The sequence below is a fragment of the Azospirillum sp. UFLA03-27 genome (assembly GCF_059803775.1).
In genome coordinates this window covers 28,256-45,617 of sequence record NZ_JAUQTX010000014.1, presented here as the reverse complement: position 1 = coordinate 45,617, position 17,362 = coordinate 28,256, and the positions used below count along the sequence as shown (strand labels likewise).

The following is a 17,362-nucleotide window of genomic DNA, read 5'->3' as shown; positions in this document are numbered from 1 at the left end:
CAGGATCTCGACTGCCTGCGCGACGACTCCCTCCGTCTGGCGGAGCGGCTGGCCGAGGCGGACGTTTCCCATCGCCTCGCCGTCCATGACGGGCTTCCCCACTCCTTCGCCACCATGACCCGTCTGGTCGATCAGGCCCACCGTGCCGTTCTGCAGGCCGCCGATGCGGTGCGCCGTCATCTGGACGCCTGACCCCGTTGCTCGTCTCCCGGCGGCACCGTGAGCGGGCTGTAAACGCAAGCCGCTTGCTTATCCACTGGGAATGCGATAACAGGGCGCGGCGCGCTCGGAAGGGTGCGCGTGCGGGCCGATGCGGCCTGTCGTCGGGTTGCTCTCAACATGAGAAAGTTGTTGCATTCCGACGCGGCGCCGCGTAACGTCCGGCTTAGGAAAGTAAAGAAATTCAATGGGTTGAGCCGTTGTGCGCAGTCCATTCGAATGATGAAGTCGCGGTCGTGGCGGAATTGGTAGACGCGCAGCGTTGAGGTCGCTGTGGCAGAAATGCTGTGGAAGTTCGAGTCTTCTCGACCGCACCATCTTTCCTTCGGCGGATCGCCGGATGGATACGAAAATCGGGGCCTTCTCAGGCCCCTTTTTCATGCCCGCCTGCAGCGGGTCCTTCCCCTCATCTCCCTCCCCATTCCTCCAGGCCTCATTCCTCCAGGGTCCAGTTTCCGGCGGTCCGGCAGGTGCGCAGCGGCGCGCCGGCATCCCGGCCGGCCGGCGTGGTCACGACGTGGGTCAGCGCGAAGCACAGGCGACCGCGGTCCTTCGGGTCGGCGATGCGGCCGGTCACGGTGATCAACCCGGATCGCAGGCCATCTCCCGAAACCCACTCCTGGCCCGCCGCCGCCCGCTCCGTGCCCGATGCGGCCAGCGCCCCAAGGAATGCCCCGGCGACGATCGGCTGGTCGTCGTGCTTCATGCGCAGGCGGGTGGCGTTGCTCCAGCCCGGCCCGACCAGAAGCTCCGGAGTCCGTACGTTGACCGCCATGCGGTCGGCGGCGATGGCCACCGCCAACTCCAGCGGATCTTCGGGCGCCACGCCCGGTGGCGTGTCGACCAGTCCGGTCAGACTGGCAAGACCCGTCCGGGTTCCTTCGCCCATCTTGCCGTCAATCGCCCCGTCGTAGCGACCCAGCCGGGCCAGCGCCCGCTGGGCGGCCATGATCCGCTCCTCCGGAGTCAGCACGCGCGGGGTGGGCATCGGCGCGCGGCCCTGGGTGATCGCCTCCACATCCAGCCGATGGTTCAGCCGGCTGAATCCCGGCCCGCCGTTCCACAGCGTCAGCAGGCCGAGATGGATCGCCGCCGCGGCGGACAGCAGGACGAGCGGCCAGGACCCCTGGTCCGGCGCCCGGACCGGCCCGCCGAAGGCGGCGGCCAGCGCCCCGCGCACCACCCCGCGCACCAGCGCCCACAGGCCCAGCCCGGCGGCGATGGGAAGCCCGATGTCCCAGCCCAGCCGCAGCGCCGCCGGGGCCGGCTGCTCGGGCGTCGCGCCGGTCAGCAGAGCCGGACCGTCCACGCTCGCCACGAGAAGCAGGACCAGGGCAAGCAGCCCCGCCGCGGCGATCCAGCTCCGTGACACGGCGGTGCGGCTGGTCTCGGCGAACCGCTCCGCCAGCACGGCGGCGGTTTCCTTCACGAAGGCGGGGCTGACGCAGCCCTCATGGTCAGCCACGATCGCCGCGGTGTCCGGTTCCCGGCCGTCCAGCACCGCCTCGGCGATGGAGCGGGTCAGGCGGTAGGCGCCGGCCAGGGCGAAGGCGTCGGCGGGTGGCAGCGCCGCGATGCGCGCCAGCACCGGGGCCAGCACCGTGTCCAAAAAGGGGGGAAGGGGCGCGGAGTCGGCGTCCGGCCCGACGGTTTCCACCTCGAACGGCACGCCGTCGCAGTCCCAGGACAGGGCGACCACCGTCAGCGTGCCGCTGCGCTGGTAGAGAAGCTGCGTGCCGGAATGGCGCACCGTGGCGGGCGCGGGGTTGGCGAGCGCCGCGAAACCGGCGAAGCCGGCCTCCTCCAGCGCCATCCGCACGGCCGCCGGGGCGTCCGGCGGGGCGGTCAGGCTGTAGGAGGGGTGGGCGGTCAGGCGGGGGTGATGGATGTGGGTGAACTGCCCGACCCCGCTGCAAGTCTCGCAGGCGACCACACCCTCGCCCGTGCAGACCGGGCAGCGGTGCTGGCCGCGCCCGCCACAGTCCGGGCAATCCGGCGTCTCGGCGGTCGCGCTGTGGGTGCAGCGGATCTTGCCGCCGCGGCAGCCGTCGCCGCCGCAGGCCCGCACCCCGCCGCCGTCGCAACCGGTGCAGACCTCATGCAGATAGTAGGGACCGCGCAGCGACGGCAGGGGCGGCAACGGCTCCTCCGCCGCGGACATCGCCTCCACCCGCTCGTCCAGCGGGCCGAGCAGCGTGGCGAAGCGATGGGCCGTCTCCAACGAGGCCGCCTCGGCGTCCAGGTCGCGGGCCAGCGTCGCGTTCAGTTCGGCGGCGTTGCGGCAGTAGATGGCGAAGCGCACCATCTCGGCGCCCAGCCGGACCTCCACCTCCGTCGCCCAATCGATGCTCAGGGTCAGATGGGCGCCGACCATGACATCGCGCTGCTGGGCCTGACGAAGCGTCACCCCTTCCGGCGCCGGGACGTTGCCGGAGGCCGCCCGGCGCAGCCGCCGGATCAGGGCGGTCTGCGGAACGGTGGACGGCGATACGGAAGGGGGCGGCGCGGATGGGGAGGGAGCGGGCCGGTTCAGATCGCCGGGGCTCAGATGGTTCTGCCCGGGTGCGTTTGGACCAAGGTCGTTCCGGTCGAAGTCGAGGCTGTCGGGCATGGGGCGTGCGTGTCCGCGAACAGGGGCGCCGGCACTGGAAAAGGCCGCGGACGCCGGAACGGAAGATCAGGCGGCGACGTCCGGAGTGGGGCCGCCGGTGCCCGGCGCCTTGTCGTCGGACTCACGATCGCCGAAGTCCTCGTCCTCGGACGCATCGCCGGAGGCCGGCGTCTCGGCACGGCTGTCCGGGACAGGGGCATGGCGGACCCAGCGGCGGCCCTCCATGACGAATCCGTGGTCGCGAAACCACAGGCGTTCCGCCTCGTCGGCGGCGCGGAACAGCACCAGGGTCCAGGCGTCGGACGGCTGCGCGCCGTCGCCGCCGTTCTCCGGCATCGCGTAGGGCTGGAGCGAATAGGGGAAGTCGTCGCGGGTCACTGCATGCCCCCCTGGTTGGAGCCGCCGTCGCCGGATGGCCGCGCCGAGGCGGGCGGGGGTGCGGACCCATCCCCCTCGATCGGTTCCAGGTCGCTTTCGGCGGCGTATTTGATGAGACGGCCGTCGGCCAGACGGATGTCGTAGGTCGGCTCACCGGCAAGGGTCCGTGCGACGACGAGGGCCTCCTGGCCCGCAAACCTCACCCGTGTTCCCAACCGCAGCATTCCGCCCCCGACTGTGTCTTGATCGTTGTCGCAGGCTAAGGATTCGGGCGGGGGTGTGCTGTGTCAAAAACCGGACGCCAAAGGAGCAAGGCTGTGCTTGTGGGGTTCTCCCCTTGCGGGGCTTGGTGCGCCGGGCCCTTTGCGCTGTTGATGTGCAAAAGGACAGGTGTGGCGCAGCGATGGAGGTGTTCATGCCCGCACAGCGCGACGACGGCAACCGGAAGCCTTCCGTTATCGATCTGGTGACCGACCCCGAGAAGTTCGATCAATGGCAGCGTCAGCGTGAACGCGACGAGGCAACGGATAAGGGCCGTCAGGGGGAGGAGGACCGGGGCCGCGAACCGGACCGGGGCCGTTCCGATGCCCCCAGCGGGCGGGATTGAGTGACGGTATGCGGGGGTGACGGCCGATTACTCGGCGGCCTCGCGGGGCGGCGCCGCTTCCGTTGGAATGCCCAGCGGAGCGCCGCAATGGAACTGCATGAGCCGACGCTCGACCCGGATCAAATAGGCGCGCGCGTCCAAGCCCACGGGTCCGCGGCTGTGTTCGCGGACGAGCCTGATCGCGCGACAGGCGTGACCGCATTCCGGTGTGGCAAACTGGCACAATGGGATCGTCCGCCTGAAGGAGTGGGTCCCAAAGTCTTACTCCGTTCGATAGGGTTAGTCGAGCATCGGTTGCGACTCGAATTCAATGTCACAACGTGCCGTTCAGTGGCTGCATAGGTCCAGCGCCGGCTGGTAGGCATACGATAGTATGCAGTGTCAGGGTGAGACGTACTGCCATTGCCGGCCAAGCAATGGTTGAAGGGTCAGTTCGACCCCGGGGCGCCTTCGGACTGGGTGCTGGGCTGCGCCCCTTCAAGGACCGCCAGATACTCCAGAAGCCGTTCCAGCGTCTCGGTCGGCATCCCGACAGAGGGGACGTCGTTGCGCTTTGCGGCCTTCAGCGCGGTGCGGAGGAGGGTGCGGTCGATGTCGGTCAGGCCGGCCATGATGATGACGTGCGTATGAAGCGACGATGCGCAACCTGTATCATCAAGACACGCAACCACGCCATGCTCAATCGGCAGGCAGGTGCATGAAACACCGGACCCCGGAACAGGCGCCTCGCCCCGTCTCCCTCGAACGGATGCGCGCTTCCGAACCTCTCTGTCACATCCTGGTGACACGGCGTGCCATACTTTTGCCGCGACGCCGAAGAGTATAGGTATCCCTTTTCCCGGTTCGCCGGGGCCGCAGCCTTTCGCCAACAAGAGATTTCGAACGGTGATGCAGATTTCCTCCGCCTTCCGCTGCCGGATTGGCCGGCTTCTGGCAGTCCTGATGCTGTGCGGTGCGCTTGCGGTGGGTGCCGTGATTCCATCAGCCCTGGCCCAGTCCGCCGCTCCGGCGGCGGAAGCGGCGGCGGACTTCAAGACCAAGCTGCCGCAATGGCAGAACGCGTTGGAGAGGGCGGCCAACCGCATCGCCGGGGGTGATCTGGCGAACACGGAATACGAGACCCTGCGGGCCGATCTGGCCAAGATCCAGCACGAGGTCCGGGAAGCCGGCGCGGCGGCGGCGGCGGCCCGCGACACAGCCCAGCGCATGCTGGACGCGCTTGGTCCGCCGCCGGCCCAGGGCGCTCCGCCGGAGGAGGCGGGGATCGCCGCGGAGCGCAAGCGCCTGACCCAGACCATCGGCGAGGCGGAAGGGCGGACCAAGCAGACCGAACTGATCGTCACGCGCGCCGACATCCTGCTGCGCACCGCCGCCGACCAGCGCATGACCCAGCTCACCGAGCAGATCGTCCGGCGCGGTCCGGTGCCGCTGCTGCCCGCCACCTGGGCCGCGCTGCCTGAGCAGACGGCCTATGTGCAGGAGCGCATCGGACGCGCCTTCGGCATCGTGATGGGCGACGACGAATGGCGCGGCCGCCTGTACGGTCTGGGCGCGCTCGCCGCCGTGCTGTTCCTGGTCGCTTGGCCGGTGCGCCGGGTGCTGCTGCGCCGCTACGGCCACCGCGATCTGGAGGAGCGGCCCAGCTACCGCCAGCGGGTGGTGGCGATGGCGGTGGAGGCGCTGGCCCGCTGCCTGGTGCCGCTGGTGCCGACGCTGGTGCTGAGCGGCGCCCTGGTCGGGCTGCTGCGCGACGCAGCCGACGCCGGTCCGCTGACCGCTCTGGTGGTCGGGGTGTCGGGGGGCCTGACCGCCTATTTCCTGGTGACGGGCGTCGCCCGCGCCACCCTGGCGCCTGACCATCCCTCCTGGCAGCTCGCCAACCTCGACCCGGACAGCGCGCGGCGCTTGGTCCGCCGCGTCCCGCTCGTCATGATCGGGCTGGCCCTGGCCGGCACCGGCATCGCCCTGTCGGAGGGGATGTTCACCCCGCCGGAACTGCGTTCGATCACCGGCTTCGGGACCATGGCGCTGATCGCCATGTCGCTGCTGTTCCTCTACCCCGATCACCTCTGGCTCGCCGCCCCGCAGCCGGAGGCCGAGGCGACCGACGATTGCGGATGCCCCGAGCCGACGCCCGGGGCCGGACTGGACGTCACCCTGCCGCCGCCGGCCGCAACCCCTGCCGCGGCGGAGGCCGAGGAGGCGCCACCCGTCCGTCCGCGGGTCGTCGGGCTGCGGCTGCGCCTGCTGATCGGCGCGGTGGCGCTCGCCTCGCTGGTCGCCTCGGGGGCCGGTTATCTGGTCGGCGCGATCTACGCCTCGAAGCTGATGCTGACCACGCTCATCATCGGCGGCGTCCTTCTGGTGGCGCGCGGCGTCCTGCGCGAGCTGCTGTGCGTCCTGCTGGAGCGCGGCAGCGGGCAGGTGGCCGAGGTCCGCGACATCGTGATCGCCACCGACCGCGGCCGGCGGATGCTTGGGCAGGCCGGGCGGACGGTGATCGACGGGCTGTTGCTGACCGTGGCGGCCTTCTTCCTGCTGCCGCTGACCGGCATGACCCTGTCGGAGATGAAGGGGCTGGCCGACGGCTTCCTCAGCGGCGTCACGGTGGGCGGCGTGCGCATCGCGCCGGGCGACATCATGTCGGCGCTGATGGTGCTGGGCGTCGTCGTCGCGGTAACCCGCTTCATCCAGCGCCAGCTCGACGAGCGCATCCTCGGCCGCGTCAACATGGACGACGGCGTGCGCAACTCCATCCGCATGGGTGTGGGCTATCTCGGCACCACCATGGCGGTGCTGATGTCGGTCGGCACGCTGGGGCTCGACCTGTCCAGCCTCGCCATGATCGCGTCGGCCCTGTCGGTCGGTATCGGTTTCGGCCTGCAGAACGTCGTCAGCAACTTCATCTCCGGCCTGATCATGCTGGTGGAGCGGCCGGTGAAGGTGGGCGACTGGGTGGTCGTCAACGGGCTTGAGGGCACCGTGCGCCGCATCAGTGTGCGCGCGACGGAGATCCAGACCTTCCAGCGCGCCTCGGTGATCATCCCGAACTCGGAGTTCATCTCCAAGTCGGTGGTCAACTGGACGCTGAAGGACAAGACCACCCGCATCGAGATCAAGGTCCGCATCACCTACGACACCGACGCCCGGCAGGTCTACGCGCTGCTGCTGCGGATCGGCTACGGCCACGCCCAGGTGCTGCGCAACCCGGAGCCGGTGGTGATGTTCCGCGATTTCGGGCCGAGCGGGCCGGAGTTCGAACTGCGCTGCTTCGTCGCCAACACCGAGCACATCATCCCGGTGCGCAACGAACTGCGCATGCGCATCCTGGAGCAGTTCCGCGAACAGGGCATCCAGATGCCCTTCGACCAGCAAACCGTCCACATGCCGAAGGTCGAGGCGATGCTGGAGGTTCTCCTGGCCGAGCGCCGCGCCCACGCCGGCGTTCCGGAGCTTCAGGTGGTGGCCGACGGCGGCAAGGTCGTGCCGCTGGCCGACACCCTCACCGAACGTGGGCCGCGCACCGCCACCTGACTTAGGGCTGCGGCTCCGCCGGCTTGCGGCGCCGCAGCGGGGTTACCTTGGGTGGAGCCGTGGCTGGGTCGGGGAGGGGCTGCCAGCCGGCGATGGCGCGCACGCAGCGCAGCGCCTCCGGGTTGTTGGCGAAGACCGGGAACAGCCGGCGCAGCTCCACCACGGCGGACCATTCGCCGCGGTCGTGGAAGGCCCGGCGGATCGTTTCGGCTTCGCTCTCGCTGACGGTGAACATAACGCCAGAGTGCTCCGCGGACCGGTGGCGCGCAAGCCGTCTCGGCGCCTGGAGCAGCCCTTTGCCGTGGCCCGCAAGATCTGTCAAGAAAAGTTGTTCACAGGGCCGCGCATCCTTCGCTTGACTCCCGTTGCCGGGCGGGGCAGCCGCCGGCCCGGGGGTGAAAGCAAGGCCAGCGCGTGGAAAATCCTTGATCGGCGCGGTTTTCTAATGTGCCTAAAAATCGGGCATTTCTGCCGGACCCCTTGAGGGGCCGCCTGTCCCTTCGGTTACCCCTCGATTCGCCAACAGAGTTATCCACAGAATCTGGGGATATCCGAAATATTGAAATATCAGTCGGGCCGAACCGTCACGCCCACCCGTCACGCTGGCCGGCGGATCACCCGCACCGCCCCGACGCCCAGCAGCATGGTCAGCACGCCGCCGAACAGGAACAGGGCGGGCAGGCCGACCTGATGGGCGACCGCCCCATAGACCACCGGCCCGATCCCCTGCCCCAGGAAGAAGGAAGAGGCGAAGAGGGCGAGCGCCGACCCGCGCGCCGTCGCTGCCAGTTCGGTCGCCTGAGTCTGCATGGTGTTGTGCAGCATGTAGAAGCCGAAGCCGGCGACCAGGAACAGCAGGGACACCACCGGCCAGGGCACCGGGGCGAGCATCGCCAGATAGGCCCCGCCGGCCACGAGGCCGCCGGCCCCCATCATCCCCCATTGGCCGAGCGTACCGAGCAAGCGCCGCACCACGAAACTGTAGACGACTCCGCCGATGGCGAAGGCAGCGAGCGTCACCCCGGCCTCGAACGCGCCCTCCGCCCCGTGGCGGGACAGCATGGGGGCGACGAAGGGGAAGACGCCGAAGATCAGCAGCCCTTCCGCCGCCACCGTCGCAAAGACCCAGACCGACACCGGATTCGCCAGGACGGAGGCGTAGCGCGCCCGTGCGTCGGCCACGGACAGGGGATGCCGCTCCTCCCGCTCGCCCCGCAGGACCAGGAAGGCGGTCAGCGCGATCAGGCCGGTCACCACCGCCGCCAGGGCGAAGACGGTGCGCCAGCCCGCCACCTCCGACAGGGCGCCGGCCACGGCGGAGCCGGACATCTGGCCGAGGATCACCGCCAGCAGGAAGCGGCTGATGGCGAACTGCCGCTCCGTGTAGACCACCCGGTCGCCGATCAGCGCCATGGAGGCCGGGATGATCCCTCCGGCGAAGGCGCCGGCCAGCATCCGCGAGGCCAGCACCGTGTAATAGCCGGGCGCCACCGCCGACAGCGCCACGCCGATGGTCAGGACGACCAGCGACAGGCGGATCAGCCGCGTCTTGCCGATGGCGTCGCCGACCGGCCCCAGGATGAGCTGCATCGCCGCGTAGGGCAGGGTGTAGGCGGAGGAGAGCAGGGCCGCCTCGGCCACGCCGATGCCGAGGTCCGACGCGATGACGGTCAGCATCGGGTCGGTGGTGCGCAGCGAAAAGGCGCTCGCGAAACCGGCGAGGCCGAGCATCAGGATGAGAAGGCGCATGGGGGACGTCGGCCGGTCTATGGTCTGGGGCGTGCGGGGGCACAACCCTAAAGCAGAGGCGCCCATCCGACGCATGGCAAGATGGCCATGGCACCCATGCGCGTGCATGATCCGATGCGCTTCGGCCGTCGTATAGAACGTGGCCGTACAGACCAGCGCCGCCGAACGGGAGACCGCCATGCCGACGATCCGCGATACCGCCCAATCCGCCGCCGTGATGCTGTCCGCCGTCCTGATGCTGTCCGCGGCCGTCCCCGGCGCGGACGCGGCGGACGGCAGCCGGGCGGAGCCCGACGCGCTCGACTGGGCTGCGCTGCCTCTGCCGGCCATCGACGGCGGCAAGCTCGCGCCCGATGCCTTCCGGGGCAAGGCGGTTCTGGTGGTCAACACGGCGTCGCAATGCGGCTACACCGGCCAGTACGAGGGGCTGCAGAAGCTCTGGGCCGGACGGCGGGAGCGCGGGCTGGTCGTGCTGGGGGTGCCGAGCAACGATTTCGGCGGGCAGGAGCCCGGCAGCAACGCCCAGGTCGCATCCTTCTGTGAACTCAACTACGGCGTGGACTTTCCCCTGATGGAGAAGCAGTCTGTCACCGGACCGCAGGCCCATCCGCTCTACCGCTGGGCGGCGGCGGTCACCGGGCCGCAGGGTGTGCCGCGCTGGAACTTCCACAAGATCCTGATCGGCCGCGACGGACGGCTGCTGGAATGGTTCGGCAGCTCGGTCACGCCGGAGTCCGCCACGCTGGCCGCGGCGGTGGACAAGGCGCTGGCCTCCTCCTCTCCGACGCCGTAAGCGCATGGACGCGCTGCCCATCGATGATCGCCGGGCCTCGGTCGTCCGGCTGCTGTCCTACGGCGGGTTGCTTCCCTTCGTCGGCGGCACCGCGCTGGCCTGGATGACGGAGGGCGAAGGGCAGGCTGCCGTGGTTCGGGCGGTGGTCGTCTACGCGGTGTCGATCCTGTCCTTCATCGGCGCCATCCACTGGGGCCGCATCCTCGCGGGGAGGGATGGCGAGACGAGCGGGCCGGCGTGGCTGGCCTGGGGAGTCGCGCCGTCGCTGTTGGGGTGGAGCGCGACCCTGCTGCCGTCCGGCCTGACGGTGCCGGCGCTGATCCTGTCCTTCCTCCTCGCCTGGGCGGTGGACCGCAGCGCGGCGGCGGATGGACGCTACCCCCGCTGGTTCGGCGCGCTGCGGACCCGCCTGACCATCGTCGTCTGCCTGACGCTTGCCGCGCTCATCCCGCTGGCTGCGTGACCGTTTCCCGGCGGGGCACCAGCGCCGCGGCCTTCAGCAGAACCTCCGGTCCGGCGCCGGGGAGATGGGCGTTCTCGCTGATGTGGCGCCGCCACGCGCGGGCGCCGGGAAGGCCCTGGAACAGCCCCAGCATGTGCCGGGTGATCGCCGACAGCGGCGCCCCCTGGCGCATCCGCTCCTCGGCATAGGCCGCCATGGCCTCGACCACCGCGTAGCGGTCGGGACCGGGCTCCCCGCCGAACAGGCGGCGGTCGGCGTCGGCCAGGATGTAGGGCGTCTCGTAGGCGGCGCGCCCGATCATCACGCTGTCCAGCGTGGCGAGGTGTCCTTCCGCCTCGTCCAGGGTGCGGATGCCGCCGTTGATGGCGATGGTGAGCTGCGGGTTCTCCTGCTTCAGCCGGTGCACGAGGTCGTAGCGCAGCGGCGGGATGTCCCGGTTTTCCTTGGGGCTGAGACCCTTCAGCCACGCTTTGCGGGCGTGCACGATGAAGTGGGTGCAGCCGGCGGCGGACACGGTGCGCACGAAATGGTCCAGCGTCGGCCATTCCTCCATCTCGTCGATGGCGATCCGCGACTTGACGGTGACGGGGATCGACACCGCCTCGCGCATGGCGCCGACCAGCCGGGCGACCAGATCGGGCTCCGCCATCAGGCAGGCGCCGAAGCGGCCCGACTGCACGCGGTCGCTCGGGCAGCCGACGTTCAGGTTGACCTCGTCATAGCCCCACTCCTCCGCGATGCGGGCGCAGGCGGCCAAGTCCGCCAGGTCCGACCCACCGAGCTGGAGCGCCACCGGATGCTCCGCCGCGTCGTAGCCGAGCAGCCGCTCGCGGTCGCCGTGCAGCACGGCGCCGGTGGTGACCATCTCGGTGTAGAGCAGCGTGTTCTTGGACAGCAGGCGATGGAAGCTCCGGCAATGGCGGTCCGTTAGCTCCATCATCGGGGCAACGCTGAGGGCAATGGCGGGCATGGGCGAGTACTGTCTGTGAATCGGGAACGGCGGCGCACCAATTGGACCAAGCCGGGCCGGATGGCAAGGGGGAGGCTGTTTCGTCGCCTTGGATAAATAGCCTCTCCCCTCCGGGGAGAGGGTGGCCCGCAGGGCCTCTCGCGCTGGCCAGAGGCCTAGCGCTGACGGTGGCAGGCGGATGCCTCCGGCATCCGCTGAGAGCCGGTGAGGGGGGTGTGCGTGGCGGGAGGTCCGGTACACGCACAACCCCCTCACCCTAACCCTCTCCCCAGAGGGGAGAGGGAAAAAGCTACGCCCGCTGGCGACCCCGGGCGGGCTTGCCGTGGGAGGAGCGGGTGCCGGACAGCACGGCTTTCACCTTGGCCAGATGGTGCCGCGCCTCGGCGCCGAGCTTCAGCGCCACGCCGGTGGACAGCACGTCGATGATCGCCAGATGGACGAGGCGGGAGGCCATCGGCGTGTAGATTTCCGCGTCTTCGACCGGGGTGTGGCCGATGGCGACCGACGACACCGCGGCCAGCGGCGAGTCCGGCGCGGTGATCGCGATGACCGGGATGCCAAGGTCGCGGGCCATCTGCGCCAGTTCCGTCACCATCACGGTGCGCCCGGTGTTGGAGATCGCCAGCAGGACGCCGCGCGCTCCCAGGTTGACCGCCAGCATGCGGACCATCATCGGGTCGGCGCTGGCCTGCGCCGCCATGCCGAAGCGCATGAACTTGTGCGCCGCGTCCTCCGCCACCACCGCCGAGGCGCCGGTGCCGATGCACAGGATGCTGGAGGCGTCGGCCAGCAGCTCCACGGCGCGGGAGACGGCCGCCATGTCGAGCGCGCCGGCCGCGTCGTTCAGGGCGGCGGCGGCGGATGAAAAGATTTTTCGTGCGACGGTCGGAGTCTCGTCGTCCGGCGCCACGTCCTGGCTGACGAAGGGGGTGCCGCGGGCCTGCCCCTCGGCCAGCCGCAGCTTGAAATCCGGGAAGCCGGCGCAGCCGATGCTGCGGCAGAAGCGGACGACGGTCGCCTCGCTGACCCCAGCGGCCTGGGCCAGCACGGTGATGCTCTGCCCCAGGACCTTCTGCGGCTCGACCAGCACCATCTCGGCGACCTGGGCTTCGGAACGCTTCAGCTCCGGCAGGCGGCCGCGGATGTGATCGAGGATGTTCACCGGCTGGAGCATCGAAACGGACCGTCCATCCCTAAAAGCGTTTTTGGTCCCCGGCATTCTTGGTCCCGGGGCGTCTTTGGGCGGCGGACCGTACCACCGCCGGCGCGAACGGCATAGCGCACCAGAACCTGTCGGCGCGTCGTCGTCGCGCCGCAGTCCTTGGCCCACAAGCTATGCGGGGCAGGGCGGCTTGTGAAGATAATTTTCGTCGCTATGCCTATTGTTCGGCGGTTTTGACGGCGTTATGAAGAAAATCTTCTTCACTCGGTTGCGGGACTCCTCTATTTTCCGACACAGAAAATTCAAGGTCCCGGCAAGAGACCCCGGCAAGAGACCAAGTGGGAGGAACTCCGACCCGCCGCCCGGCCCCGCTGCCGGTGCGTCGCGCCGCCCGTGCCTTCCCGCGTCGTTCCCTGCCGCCGCCCCTTCCGATCAGGTGAGCCCCGCCGCGAGGCGGGCCGAGGAGTGTGCATGAAGCGCATGGTGGAAGCGCTGGAGATGGTCACCGAATGGATCATGGCGCTGATGCTCGCCGTGATGGTGGCGCTGGTCTTCGGCAACGTGGTTCTGCGGTACGGTTTCAACAGCGGCATCGTCGCCGCTGAGGAACTGGCCCGCCTGATGTTCGTCTGGCTGGTCTTCCTGGGCGCCACCTTGGCGTTGCGCCGTCACCAGCATCTCGGGCTGGACATCCTCCAGTCGCGCCTGCCGGTCCGCGTCCGCCGGGCCTGCGCGGTGATCAGCCATCTGCTGATGATCTACGCGCTGTGGCTGTTCATCGAGGGAAGCTGGTTCCAGCTTCTGATCGGGATGGAGACGCGCTCCACGGTGCTCAGCTTCCCCATGGCCTTCTACGCCGCCGCGGGCTTCTTCCCGGCGATCGCCATGGCGCTGACGATCCTCGCCAACCTCTGGCGAATCCTGTCGGGCGACGCGACGGCGCACATCCCCGGCAACGGCGACCCCCACGGCGCCACCGCCCCGCAGGGCGGCGCCATCGCCGAGCATTGACACCGTCCGGCCTTCTGAAAGCGGAGCCCGTTCCATGGCCCTTGCGGTCTTCCTCTCCTCGCTGTTCGGCCTGATGCTGCTCGGCATGCCCATCGCCTTTGCCCTGATGCTGACGGGCGTGGCGCTGATGGTGCATCTCGACTTCTTCGACGCCCAGCTCGTCGCCCAGAACATGCTGAGCGGCGCCGACAACTATCCGCTGATGGCGGTGCCCTTCTTCATCCTGGCCGGCGAGCTGATGAACGCCGGGGGCATCTCGCAGCGGATCATCAACCTCGCGGTCAGCCTCGTCGGGCACATCCGCGGTGGCCTGGGCTATGTGACCATCGGCGCCTCGGTGATGCTGGCCAGCCTGTCCGGCTCGGCCATCGCCGACACGGCGGCGCTCGCCACGCTGCTGATCCCGATGATGCGCGACAACGGCTATCCGGTGCCGCGCTCCGCCGGCCTGATCGCCTCGGGCGGCATCATCGCCCCGATCATCCCGCCCAGCATGCCCTTCATTATCTTCGGCGTGACCACCAACACCTCGATCAGCGGCCTGTTCATGGCCGGCATCGTGCCCGGCCTGCTGATGGGCGCCGGTCTGGTCATCACCTGGATGTTCGTGGTGCGCGGCATGACCGTGAAGCTGCAGCCCAAGGCGAGCTGGGGCGAGCGCCGCACCGCGCTGGTCGAGGGCGTCTGGGCGCTGGCCCTGCCGGTCATCATCATCGGCGGCCTGCGCGGCGGCATCTTCACCCCGACCGAGGCCGCGGTGGTCGCCGCCGTCTACTCGCTGGTCGTGGCGCTGTTCGTCTACCGGCAGGTGACGCTGAAGGATCTGGTGCCGCTGCTGGTCCAGGCCGCGCGCACCACCAGCACGGTGATGTTCCTGTGCGCGGCGGCGCTGGTGTCGTCCTACATGGTGACGCTGGCCGACCTGCCGCAGCAGATGAACGAGATGCTGTCGCCGCTGCTGGAGCATCCGAAGCTCTTGATGGTCGCCATCACGCTGCTGCTGCTGGCCGTGGGCACGGTGATGGACCTGACGCCGACGATCCTGGTGCTCGGCCCCGTGCTGACCCCGCTGGCCGCGGCGGCGGGTATCGACCCGACCTATTTCGGCGTGATGTTCGTCCTGACCGGCACGCTGGGCCTGATCCATCCGCCGGTCTGCACGGTGCTGAACGTGGTGTGCGGCGTCGCCCGCATCTCGCTGGAAAGCGCCACGCGCGGCATCTGGCCGTTCCTGCTGACCTACCTGATTCTGCTGAGCCTGCTGATCGCCGTCCCGGAGATCGTCACGGCCCCGCTGACTCTGTTCCGCCATTAATCACAACACGCTACAGGGAAGAACCGACCCATGAAGCTGCTCCGTTCCGTTCTTCTGGCGACCGGCCTCGCCGCCGCCATCCTCGCCCCCGTCGCCGCCTCCGCCCAGGACATCAAGCCGCGGCTGATCCGCTTCGGCTACGGCCTGTCGGAGAGCAGCAACCAGGGCCGCGCCGTGAAGTTCTTCGTCGAGGAGATGTCCAAGCGCTCCGGCGGCAAGCTGAAGGTCAAGGGCTTCGCCGACGCCAGCCTGGGCAGCGACATCCAGATGCAGAACGCCCTGATCGGTGGCGCGCAAGAGATGATGGTCGGCTCGACCGCCACGCTGGTCGGCATCGTCAAGGACTTCGCCGTCTTCGACCTGCCCTTCCTGTTCAACAACGAGCAGGAGGCCGACGCCGTGTTCGACGGCCCGTTCGGCCAGAAGCTGGCGGCCAAGCTGAACGAGAAGGGCCTCGTCGGCCTCGTCTACTGGGAGAACGGCTTCCGCAACCTGACCAACAGCAAGCGCCCGGTCGAGAAGGTCGAGGACCTGAAGGGCATCAAGCTGCGCGTCATGCAGAACCCGGTCTACATCGACATGTTCAACGGCTTCGGCGCCAACGCCGTGCCGCTGTCCTTCTCCGAGCTGTTCACCGCCATGGAGACGGGCACCGTGGACGGCCAGGAGAACCCGGTCACCACCATCCAGTCCTCGAAGTTCTACGAGGTCCAGAAGTACCTGACCATTTCCAAGCACGTCTACAGCCCGTGGATCGTTCTGGCCTCCAAGCGCTGGTACGATGGCCTGTCCAGCGACGAGCGCAAGATCATCGCCGAGGCCGCCGCAGCCTCGCGCGACTTCGAGCGCAAGGACAGCCGCGAGGCGTCGAAGCAGAGCATCGCCTACCTGAAGGACAAGGGCATGCAGATCAACGAGCTGAGCGACGCCGAGCTGGGCCGCATGCGTGAGATGGTCAAGCCGGCCATGGACAAGTTCGCCGCCGACGGCGGCGCCGACCTGCTGAACGAACTGCAGGGCGAGATCAACAAGGTCCGCAAGTAAGCCACCAAATTCCCTCTCCCCTCCGCTCACGCGCAAACGAAGTTTGCGCTGACGCGACAGGCGGACCTGTGGTCCGCCGAAAGCGGGGAGAGGGGCAGGGTGAGGGGGCGGCCACAGGCCGGAAACGCAGCCTTATTGCAGTGCGTATCCGCCCTGCGGGCGCCCCCTCATCCCAACCTTCTCCCCAGAGGGGAGAAGGATTTTTTTACTTCACCCGCTCACCGGTGAACGGGTTCCAGCCCACGGCGGCCAGAACCGTCCAGGCCGTCACCGCCAGATGGGGGCGGCGGTAGTAGCGGAAATCGTCCGTGGTGCTGTCCGGCCCGATGGCGAGGCCGGTGGTGATGCTGTCCTCGCGCGTCGCCCAGACATGGCCGCCGCGGCTGACCTCCTTGGCGACCTCGGCCAGAAGCCGCTGCGCGTTGTCGGACCGCCCCAGCAGGCGGTAGATCAGCGCGGCCTGCGCCGTGCCCTCCACCCACATGCCGTCGCGGTCGTCGTTGAAGTCGAAACCGCCGTCGACGCCGTGGGCCTTCTCCGCATAATCCAGCGCCGCCCGCCACGCCTCCGGCGCGCCGCGCAGCAGCAGCGGCCAGAGCTGGGCGTCGAGGCCGGACGTGGCCCGGTTGACCGTCACCCCGTCCGGCGCCGTGCCGGTGGGGAAATGCCCGCCGCCGTCCGCCCACATGCGGTCGAGGAAGCCGCGCGCCGCCTTCTCCGGCCCGGCCCAGTCGCCACCCCCTTCCCTAGGGGTGCCGCTGCGCTCCAGCCAGCCGAACAGGGCGACGAGGTCGGTGTTGTGCTCCGTCGCCTTCCAGGTCAGGGCCTGCGGCTTGTCGTCGAAGCCCTGGACGCCGCCGTTGAAGCCGCCCGGCCCGCGCGGGTCGGCGGTGTTGGCCACCACCCAGCGGGCCAGTTCCGCCGCACCGTTGCGGAAGCGCTTCTCGCCGGTCGCCTCGCCCAGAGTCATCAGGGCCAGACCCGCCCAGGCGACGTTGCCGGTGGCGGAGCCGACCTGATAGGCATCCTCGAACCAGCGGTTGGCGGTGACGTCCCACCAGCCGTTGGGTGGGATCGGCTTCTGGGTCTGGGCACCGGCGCGGTAGGTGTTGCGCAGCCGCCCCTGGCGCCGCGCGCGGTCCAGCGTGGCGGCGGAGAGCAGCGACTCGCCGATGCGCAGCGCCGGCTCCGTCTTTCCGCAGGCGACCAGGGCGATGACGGCCAGCGCGTTGTCGTAGGTGAAGGCGGCCTCGCGCAGCGGCAGTTCCGACGTCTGGCCGACGCCGAAGCTGCTGTCGTAGCTGCGCAGGAACACCGGGCCGGAGCCGGGGATCTCCGCCACCCGCGACTCCAGCGTCCCGCAGGTCTTCCCGGCCAGCGCCGCGGCGCCATCCTCGGCCCGGGCGGCGCTGGACGCGACCCCGGAGGCCGCCAGGGTGCCGACACCGGCGGCGAGCAGCCACGCGGCCAGACGGCTTTTTCGCTTCATCGAAGACACTCCCATTC

Annotated in this window: 16 protein-coding genes, 1 tRNA gene and 1 pseudogene; 9 read left to right on the top strand and 9 right to left on the bottom strand. The window is 69.4% G+C overall.

Going from position 1 to position 17,362, the window contains the following annotated elements:
- Nucleotides 1-192 (top strand): annotated as a pseudogene (locus Q4I23_RS03965) (alpha/beta hydrolase); the annotation flags it as partial.
- 257 nt (nucleotides 193-449) lie between these two features.
- Nucleotides 450-536 (top strand) — tRNA-Leu (locus tag Q4I23_RS03960).
- A gap of 116 nt (nucleotides 537-652) precedes the next feature.
- Here the strand turns inward: Q4I23_RS03960 and Q4I23_RS03955 are convergent.
- From Q4I23_RS03955 to Q4I23_RS03945, 3 genes are all read right to left on the bottom strand, one after another.
- The gene (locus Q4I23_RS03955; protein ID WP_498525370.1) at nucleotides 653-2,830 is read right to left on the bottom strand and encodes a hypothetical protein; all 2,178 of its coding nucleotides are present in this window, start codon (nucleotides 2,828-2,830) and stop codon (nucleotides 653-655) included.
- A 66-nt stretch (nucleotides 2,831-2,896) separates the two neighbouring features.
- Nucleotides 2,897-3,208 carry a hypothetical protein gene (locus tag Q4I23_RS03950; RefSeq protein WP_454017759.1) on the bottom strand — a complete coding sequence of 104 codons (312 nt, stop codon included), beginning with the start codon at nucleotides 3,206-3,208 and terminating at the stop codon, nucleotides 2,897-2,899.
- The gene (locus Q4I23_RS03945) at nucleotides 3,205-3,411 is read right to left on the bottom strand and encodes a hypothetical protein (protein ID WP_041812279.1); all 207 of its coding nucleotides are present in this window, start codon (nucleotides 3,409-3,411) and stop codon (nucleotides 3,205-3,207) included. Before Q4I23_RS03945 ends, Q4I23_RS03950 begins: the two co-directional genes overlap by 4 nt.
- Nucleotides 3,412-3,611: 200 nt before the next feature.
- Here Q4I23_RS03945 and Q4I23_RS03940 point away from each other — a divergent pair, with 200 nt between their 5' ends.
- Nucleotides 3,612-3,815, top strand: coding sequence for a hypothetical protein (locus Q4I23_RS03940; RefSeq protein WP_498525369.1), 204 nt, complete (start codon nucleotides 3,612-3,614; stop codon nucleotides 3,813-3,815).
- A gap of 428 nt (nucleotides 3,816-4,243) precedes the next feature.
- Here Q4I23_RS03940 and Q4I23_RS03935 read toward each other — a convergent pair whose 3' ends face one another.
- Nucleotides 4,244-4,426, bottom strand: a complete 183-nt coding sequence (locus Q4I23_RS03935) for a hypothetical protein (RefSeq protein ID WP_237905943.1) — start codon at nucleotides 4,424-4,426, stop codon at nucleotides 4,244-4,246.
- A gap of 277 nt (nucleotides 4,427-4,703) precedes the next feature.
- Between Q4I23_RS03935 and Q4I23_RS03930 the strand changes: the two genes are divergently transcribed.
- On the top strand, nucleotides 4,704-7,349 hold the full coding sequence (locus tag Q4I23_RS03930) for a DUF3772 domain-containing protein (RefSeq protein ID WP_498525371.1): 2,646 nt from the start codon (nucleotides 4,704-4,706) through the stop codon (nucleotides 7,347-7,349).
- A gap of 1 nt (nucleotide 7,350) precedes the next feature.
- On the opposite strand, the gene Q4I23_RS03925 is transcribed toward Q4I23_RS03930, so the two are convergent.
- Both Q4I23_RS03925 and Q4I23_RS03920 read right to left on the bottom strand, forming a co-directional pair.
- A complete protein-coding gene (locus tag Q4I23_RS03925; protein WP_237905945.1) occupies nucleotides 7,351-7,584 on the bottom strand; it encodes a hypothetical protein in 234 nt (77 codons plus the stop codon).
- Between the two features lie 362 nt (nucleotides 7,585-7,946).
- A complete protein-coding gene (locus Q4I23_RS03920; protein ID WP_454017763.1) occupies nucleotides 7,947-9,098 on the bottom strand; it encodes an MFS transporter in 1,152 nt (383 codons plus the stop codon).
- 178 nt (nucleotides 9,099-9,276) lie between these two features.
- Here Q4I23_RS03920 and Q4I23_RS03915 point away from each other — a divergent pair, with 178 nt between their 5' ends.
- Both Q4I23_RS03915 and Q4I23_RS03910 read left to right on the top strand, forming a co-directional pair.
- The gene (locus tag Q4I23_RS03915; RefSeq protein ID WP_454017764.1) at nucleotides 9,277-9,891 is read left to right on the top strand and encodes a glutathione peroxidase; all 615 of its coding nucleotides are present in this window, start codon (nucleotides 9,277-9,279) and stop codon (nucleotides 9,889-9,891) included.
- Nucleotides 9,892-9,895: 4 nt separating this feature from the next.
- Complete coding sequence (locus tag Q4I23_RS03910) at nucleotides 9,896-10,354, top strand: DUF3429 domain-containing protein (protein WP_498525368.1); 459 nt, start codon at nucleotides 9,896-9,898, stop codon at nucleotides 10,352-10,354.
- Here the strand turns inward: Q4I23_RS03910 and dusA are convergent.
- The gene (dusA, locus tag Q4I23_RS03905; protein ID WP_498525367.1) at nucleotides 10,335-11,324 is read right to left on the bottom strand and encodes a tRNA dihydrouridine(20/20a) synthase DusA; all 990 of its coding nucleotides are present in this window, start codon (nucleotides 11,322-11,324) and stop codon (nucleotides 10,335-10,337) included. The genes Q4I23_RS03910 and dusA overlap by 20 nt on opposite strands.
- 289 nt (nucleotides 11,325-11,613) lie before the next feature.
- Complete coding sequence (gene hexR / locus Q4I23_RS03900; RefSeq protein WP_454017767.1) at nucleotides 11,614-12,498, bottom strand: transcriptional regulator HexR; 885 nt, start codon at nucleotides 12,496-12,498, stop codon at nucleotides 11,614-11,616.
- 459 nt (nucleotides 12,499-12,957) lie between these two features.
- Here hexR and Q4I23_RS03895 point away from each other — a divergent pair, with 459 nt between their 5' ends.
- Genes Q4I23_RS03895 through Q4I23_RS03885 form a run of 3 tightly spaced genes read left to right on the top strand, consistent with a single transcriptional unit; the run spans nucleotide 12,958 to nucleotide 15,856 of the window.
- Nucleotides 12,958-13,497 carry a TRAP transporter small permease gene (locus Q4I23_RS03895; protein WP_454017768.1) on the top strand — a complete coding sequence of 180 codons (540 nt, stop codon included), beginning with the start codon at nucleotides 12,958-12,960 and terminating at the stop codon, nucleotides 13,495-13,497.
- Between the two features lie 34 nt (nucleotides 13,498-13,531).
- The gene (locus tag Q4I23_RS03890; RefSeq protein WP_145623786.1) at nucleotides 13,532-14,812 is read left to right on the top strand and encodes a TRAP transporter large permease; all 1,281 of its coding nucleotides are present in this window, start codon (nucleotides 13,532-13,534) and stop codon (nucleotides 14,810-14,812) included.
- A gap of 30 nt (nucleotides 14,813-14,842) precedes the next feature.
- Entirely contained in the window at nucleotides 14,843-15,856 is a 1,014-nt protein-coding gene (locus Q4I23_RS03885; RefSeq protein ID WP_498525366.1) for a TRAP transporter substrate-binding protein, read from the top strand.
- Nucleotides 15,857-16,061: 205 nt separating this feature from the next.
- On the opposite strand, the gene Q4I23_RS03880 is transcribed toward Q4I23_RS03885, so the two are convergent.
- Nucleotides 16,062-17,345 (bottom strand): hypothetical protein, encoded by a 1,284-nt coding sequence (locus tag Q4I23_RS03880; RefSeq protein WP_498525365.1) that lies wholly within the window; start codon nucleotides 17,343-17,345, stop codon nucleotides 16,062-16,064.
- Nucleotides 17,346-17,362 lie beyond the last annotated feature (17 nt).

Coding starts and splice junctions, on each gene's coding strand:
- Q4I23_RS03920 (WP_454017763.1), bottom strand. CDS start 9,098: ATGCGCCTTCTCATCCTGATGCTCGGCCTCGCCGGTTTCGCGAGCGCC.
- Q4I23_RS03925 (WP_237905945.1), bottom strand. CDS start 7,584: ATGTTCACCGTCAGCGAGAGCGAAGCCGAAACGATCCGCCGGGCCTTC.
- Q4I23_RS03895 (WP_454017768.1), top strand. CDS start 12,958: ATGAAGCGCATGGTGGAAGCGCTGGAGATGGTCACCGAATGGATCATG.
- Q4I23_RS03885 (WP_498525366.1), top strand. CDS start 14,843: ATGAAGCTGCTCCGTTCCGTTCTTCTGGCGACCGGCCTCGCCGCCGCC.
- Q4I23_RS03910 (WP_498525368.1), top strand. CDS start 9,896: ATGGACGCGCTGCCCATCGATGATCGCCGGGCCTCGGTCGTCCGGCTG.
- Q4I23_RS03880 (WP_498525365.1), bottom strand. CDS start 17,345: ATGAAGCGAAAAAGCCGTCTGGCCGCGTGGCTGCTCGCCGCCGGTGTC.
- dusA (WP_498525367.1), bottom strand. CDS start 11,324: ATGCCCGCCATTGCCCTCAGCGTTGCCCCGATGATGGAGCTAACGGAC.
- hexR (WP_454017767.1), bottom strand. CDS start 12,498: ATGCTCCAGCCGGTGAACATCCTCGATCACATCCGCGGCCGCCTGCCG.
- Q4I23_RS03955 (WP_498525370.1), bottom strand. CDS start 2,830: ATGCCCGACAGCCTCGACTTCGACCGGAACGACCTTGGTCCAAACGCA.
- Q4I23_RS03940 (WP_498525369.1), top strand. CDS start 3,612: ATGGAGGTGTTCATGCCCGCACAGCGCGACGACGGCAACCGGAAGCCT.
- Q4I23_RS03915 (WP_454017764.1), top strand. CDS start 9,277: ATGCCGACGATCCGCGATACCGCCCAATCCGCCGCCGTGATGCTGTCC.
- Q4I23_RS03935 (WP_237905943.1), bottom strand. CDS start 4,426: ATGGCCGGCCTGACCGACATCGACCGCACCCTCCTCCGCACCGCGCTG.
- Q4I23_RS03930 (WP_498525371.1), top strand. CDS start 4,704: ATGCAGATTTCCTCCGCCTTCCGCTGCCGGATTGGCCGGCTTCTGGCA.
- Q4I23_RS03890 (WP_145623786.1), top strand. CDS start 13,532: ATGGCCCTTGCGGTCTTCCTCTCCTCGCTGTTCGGCCTGATGCTGCTC.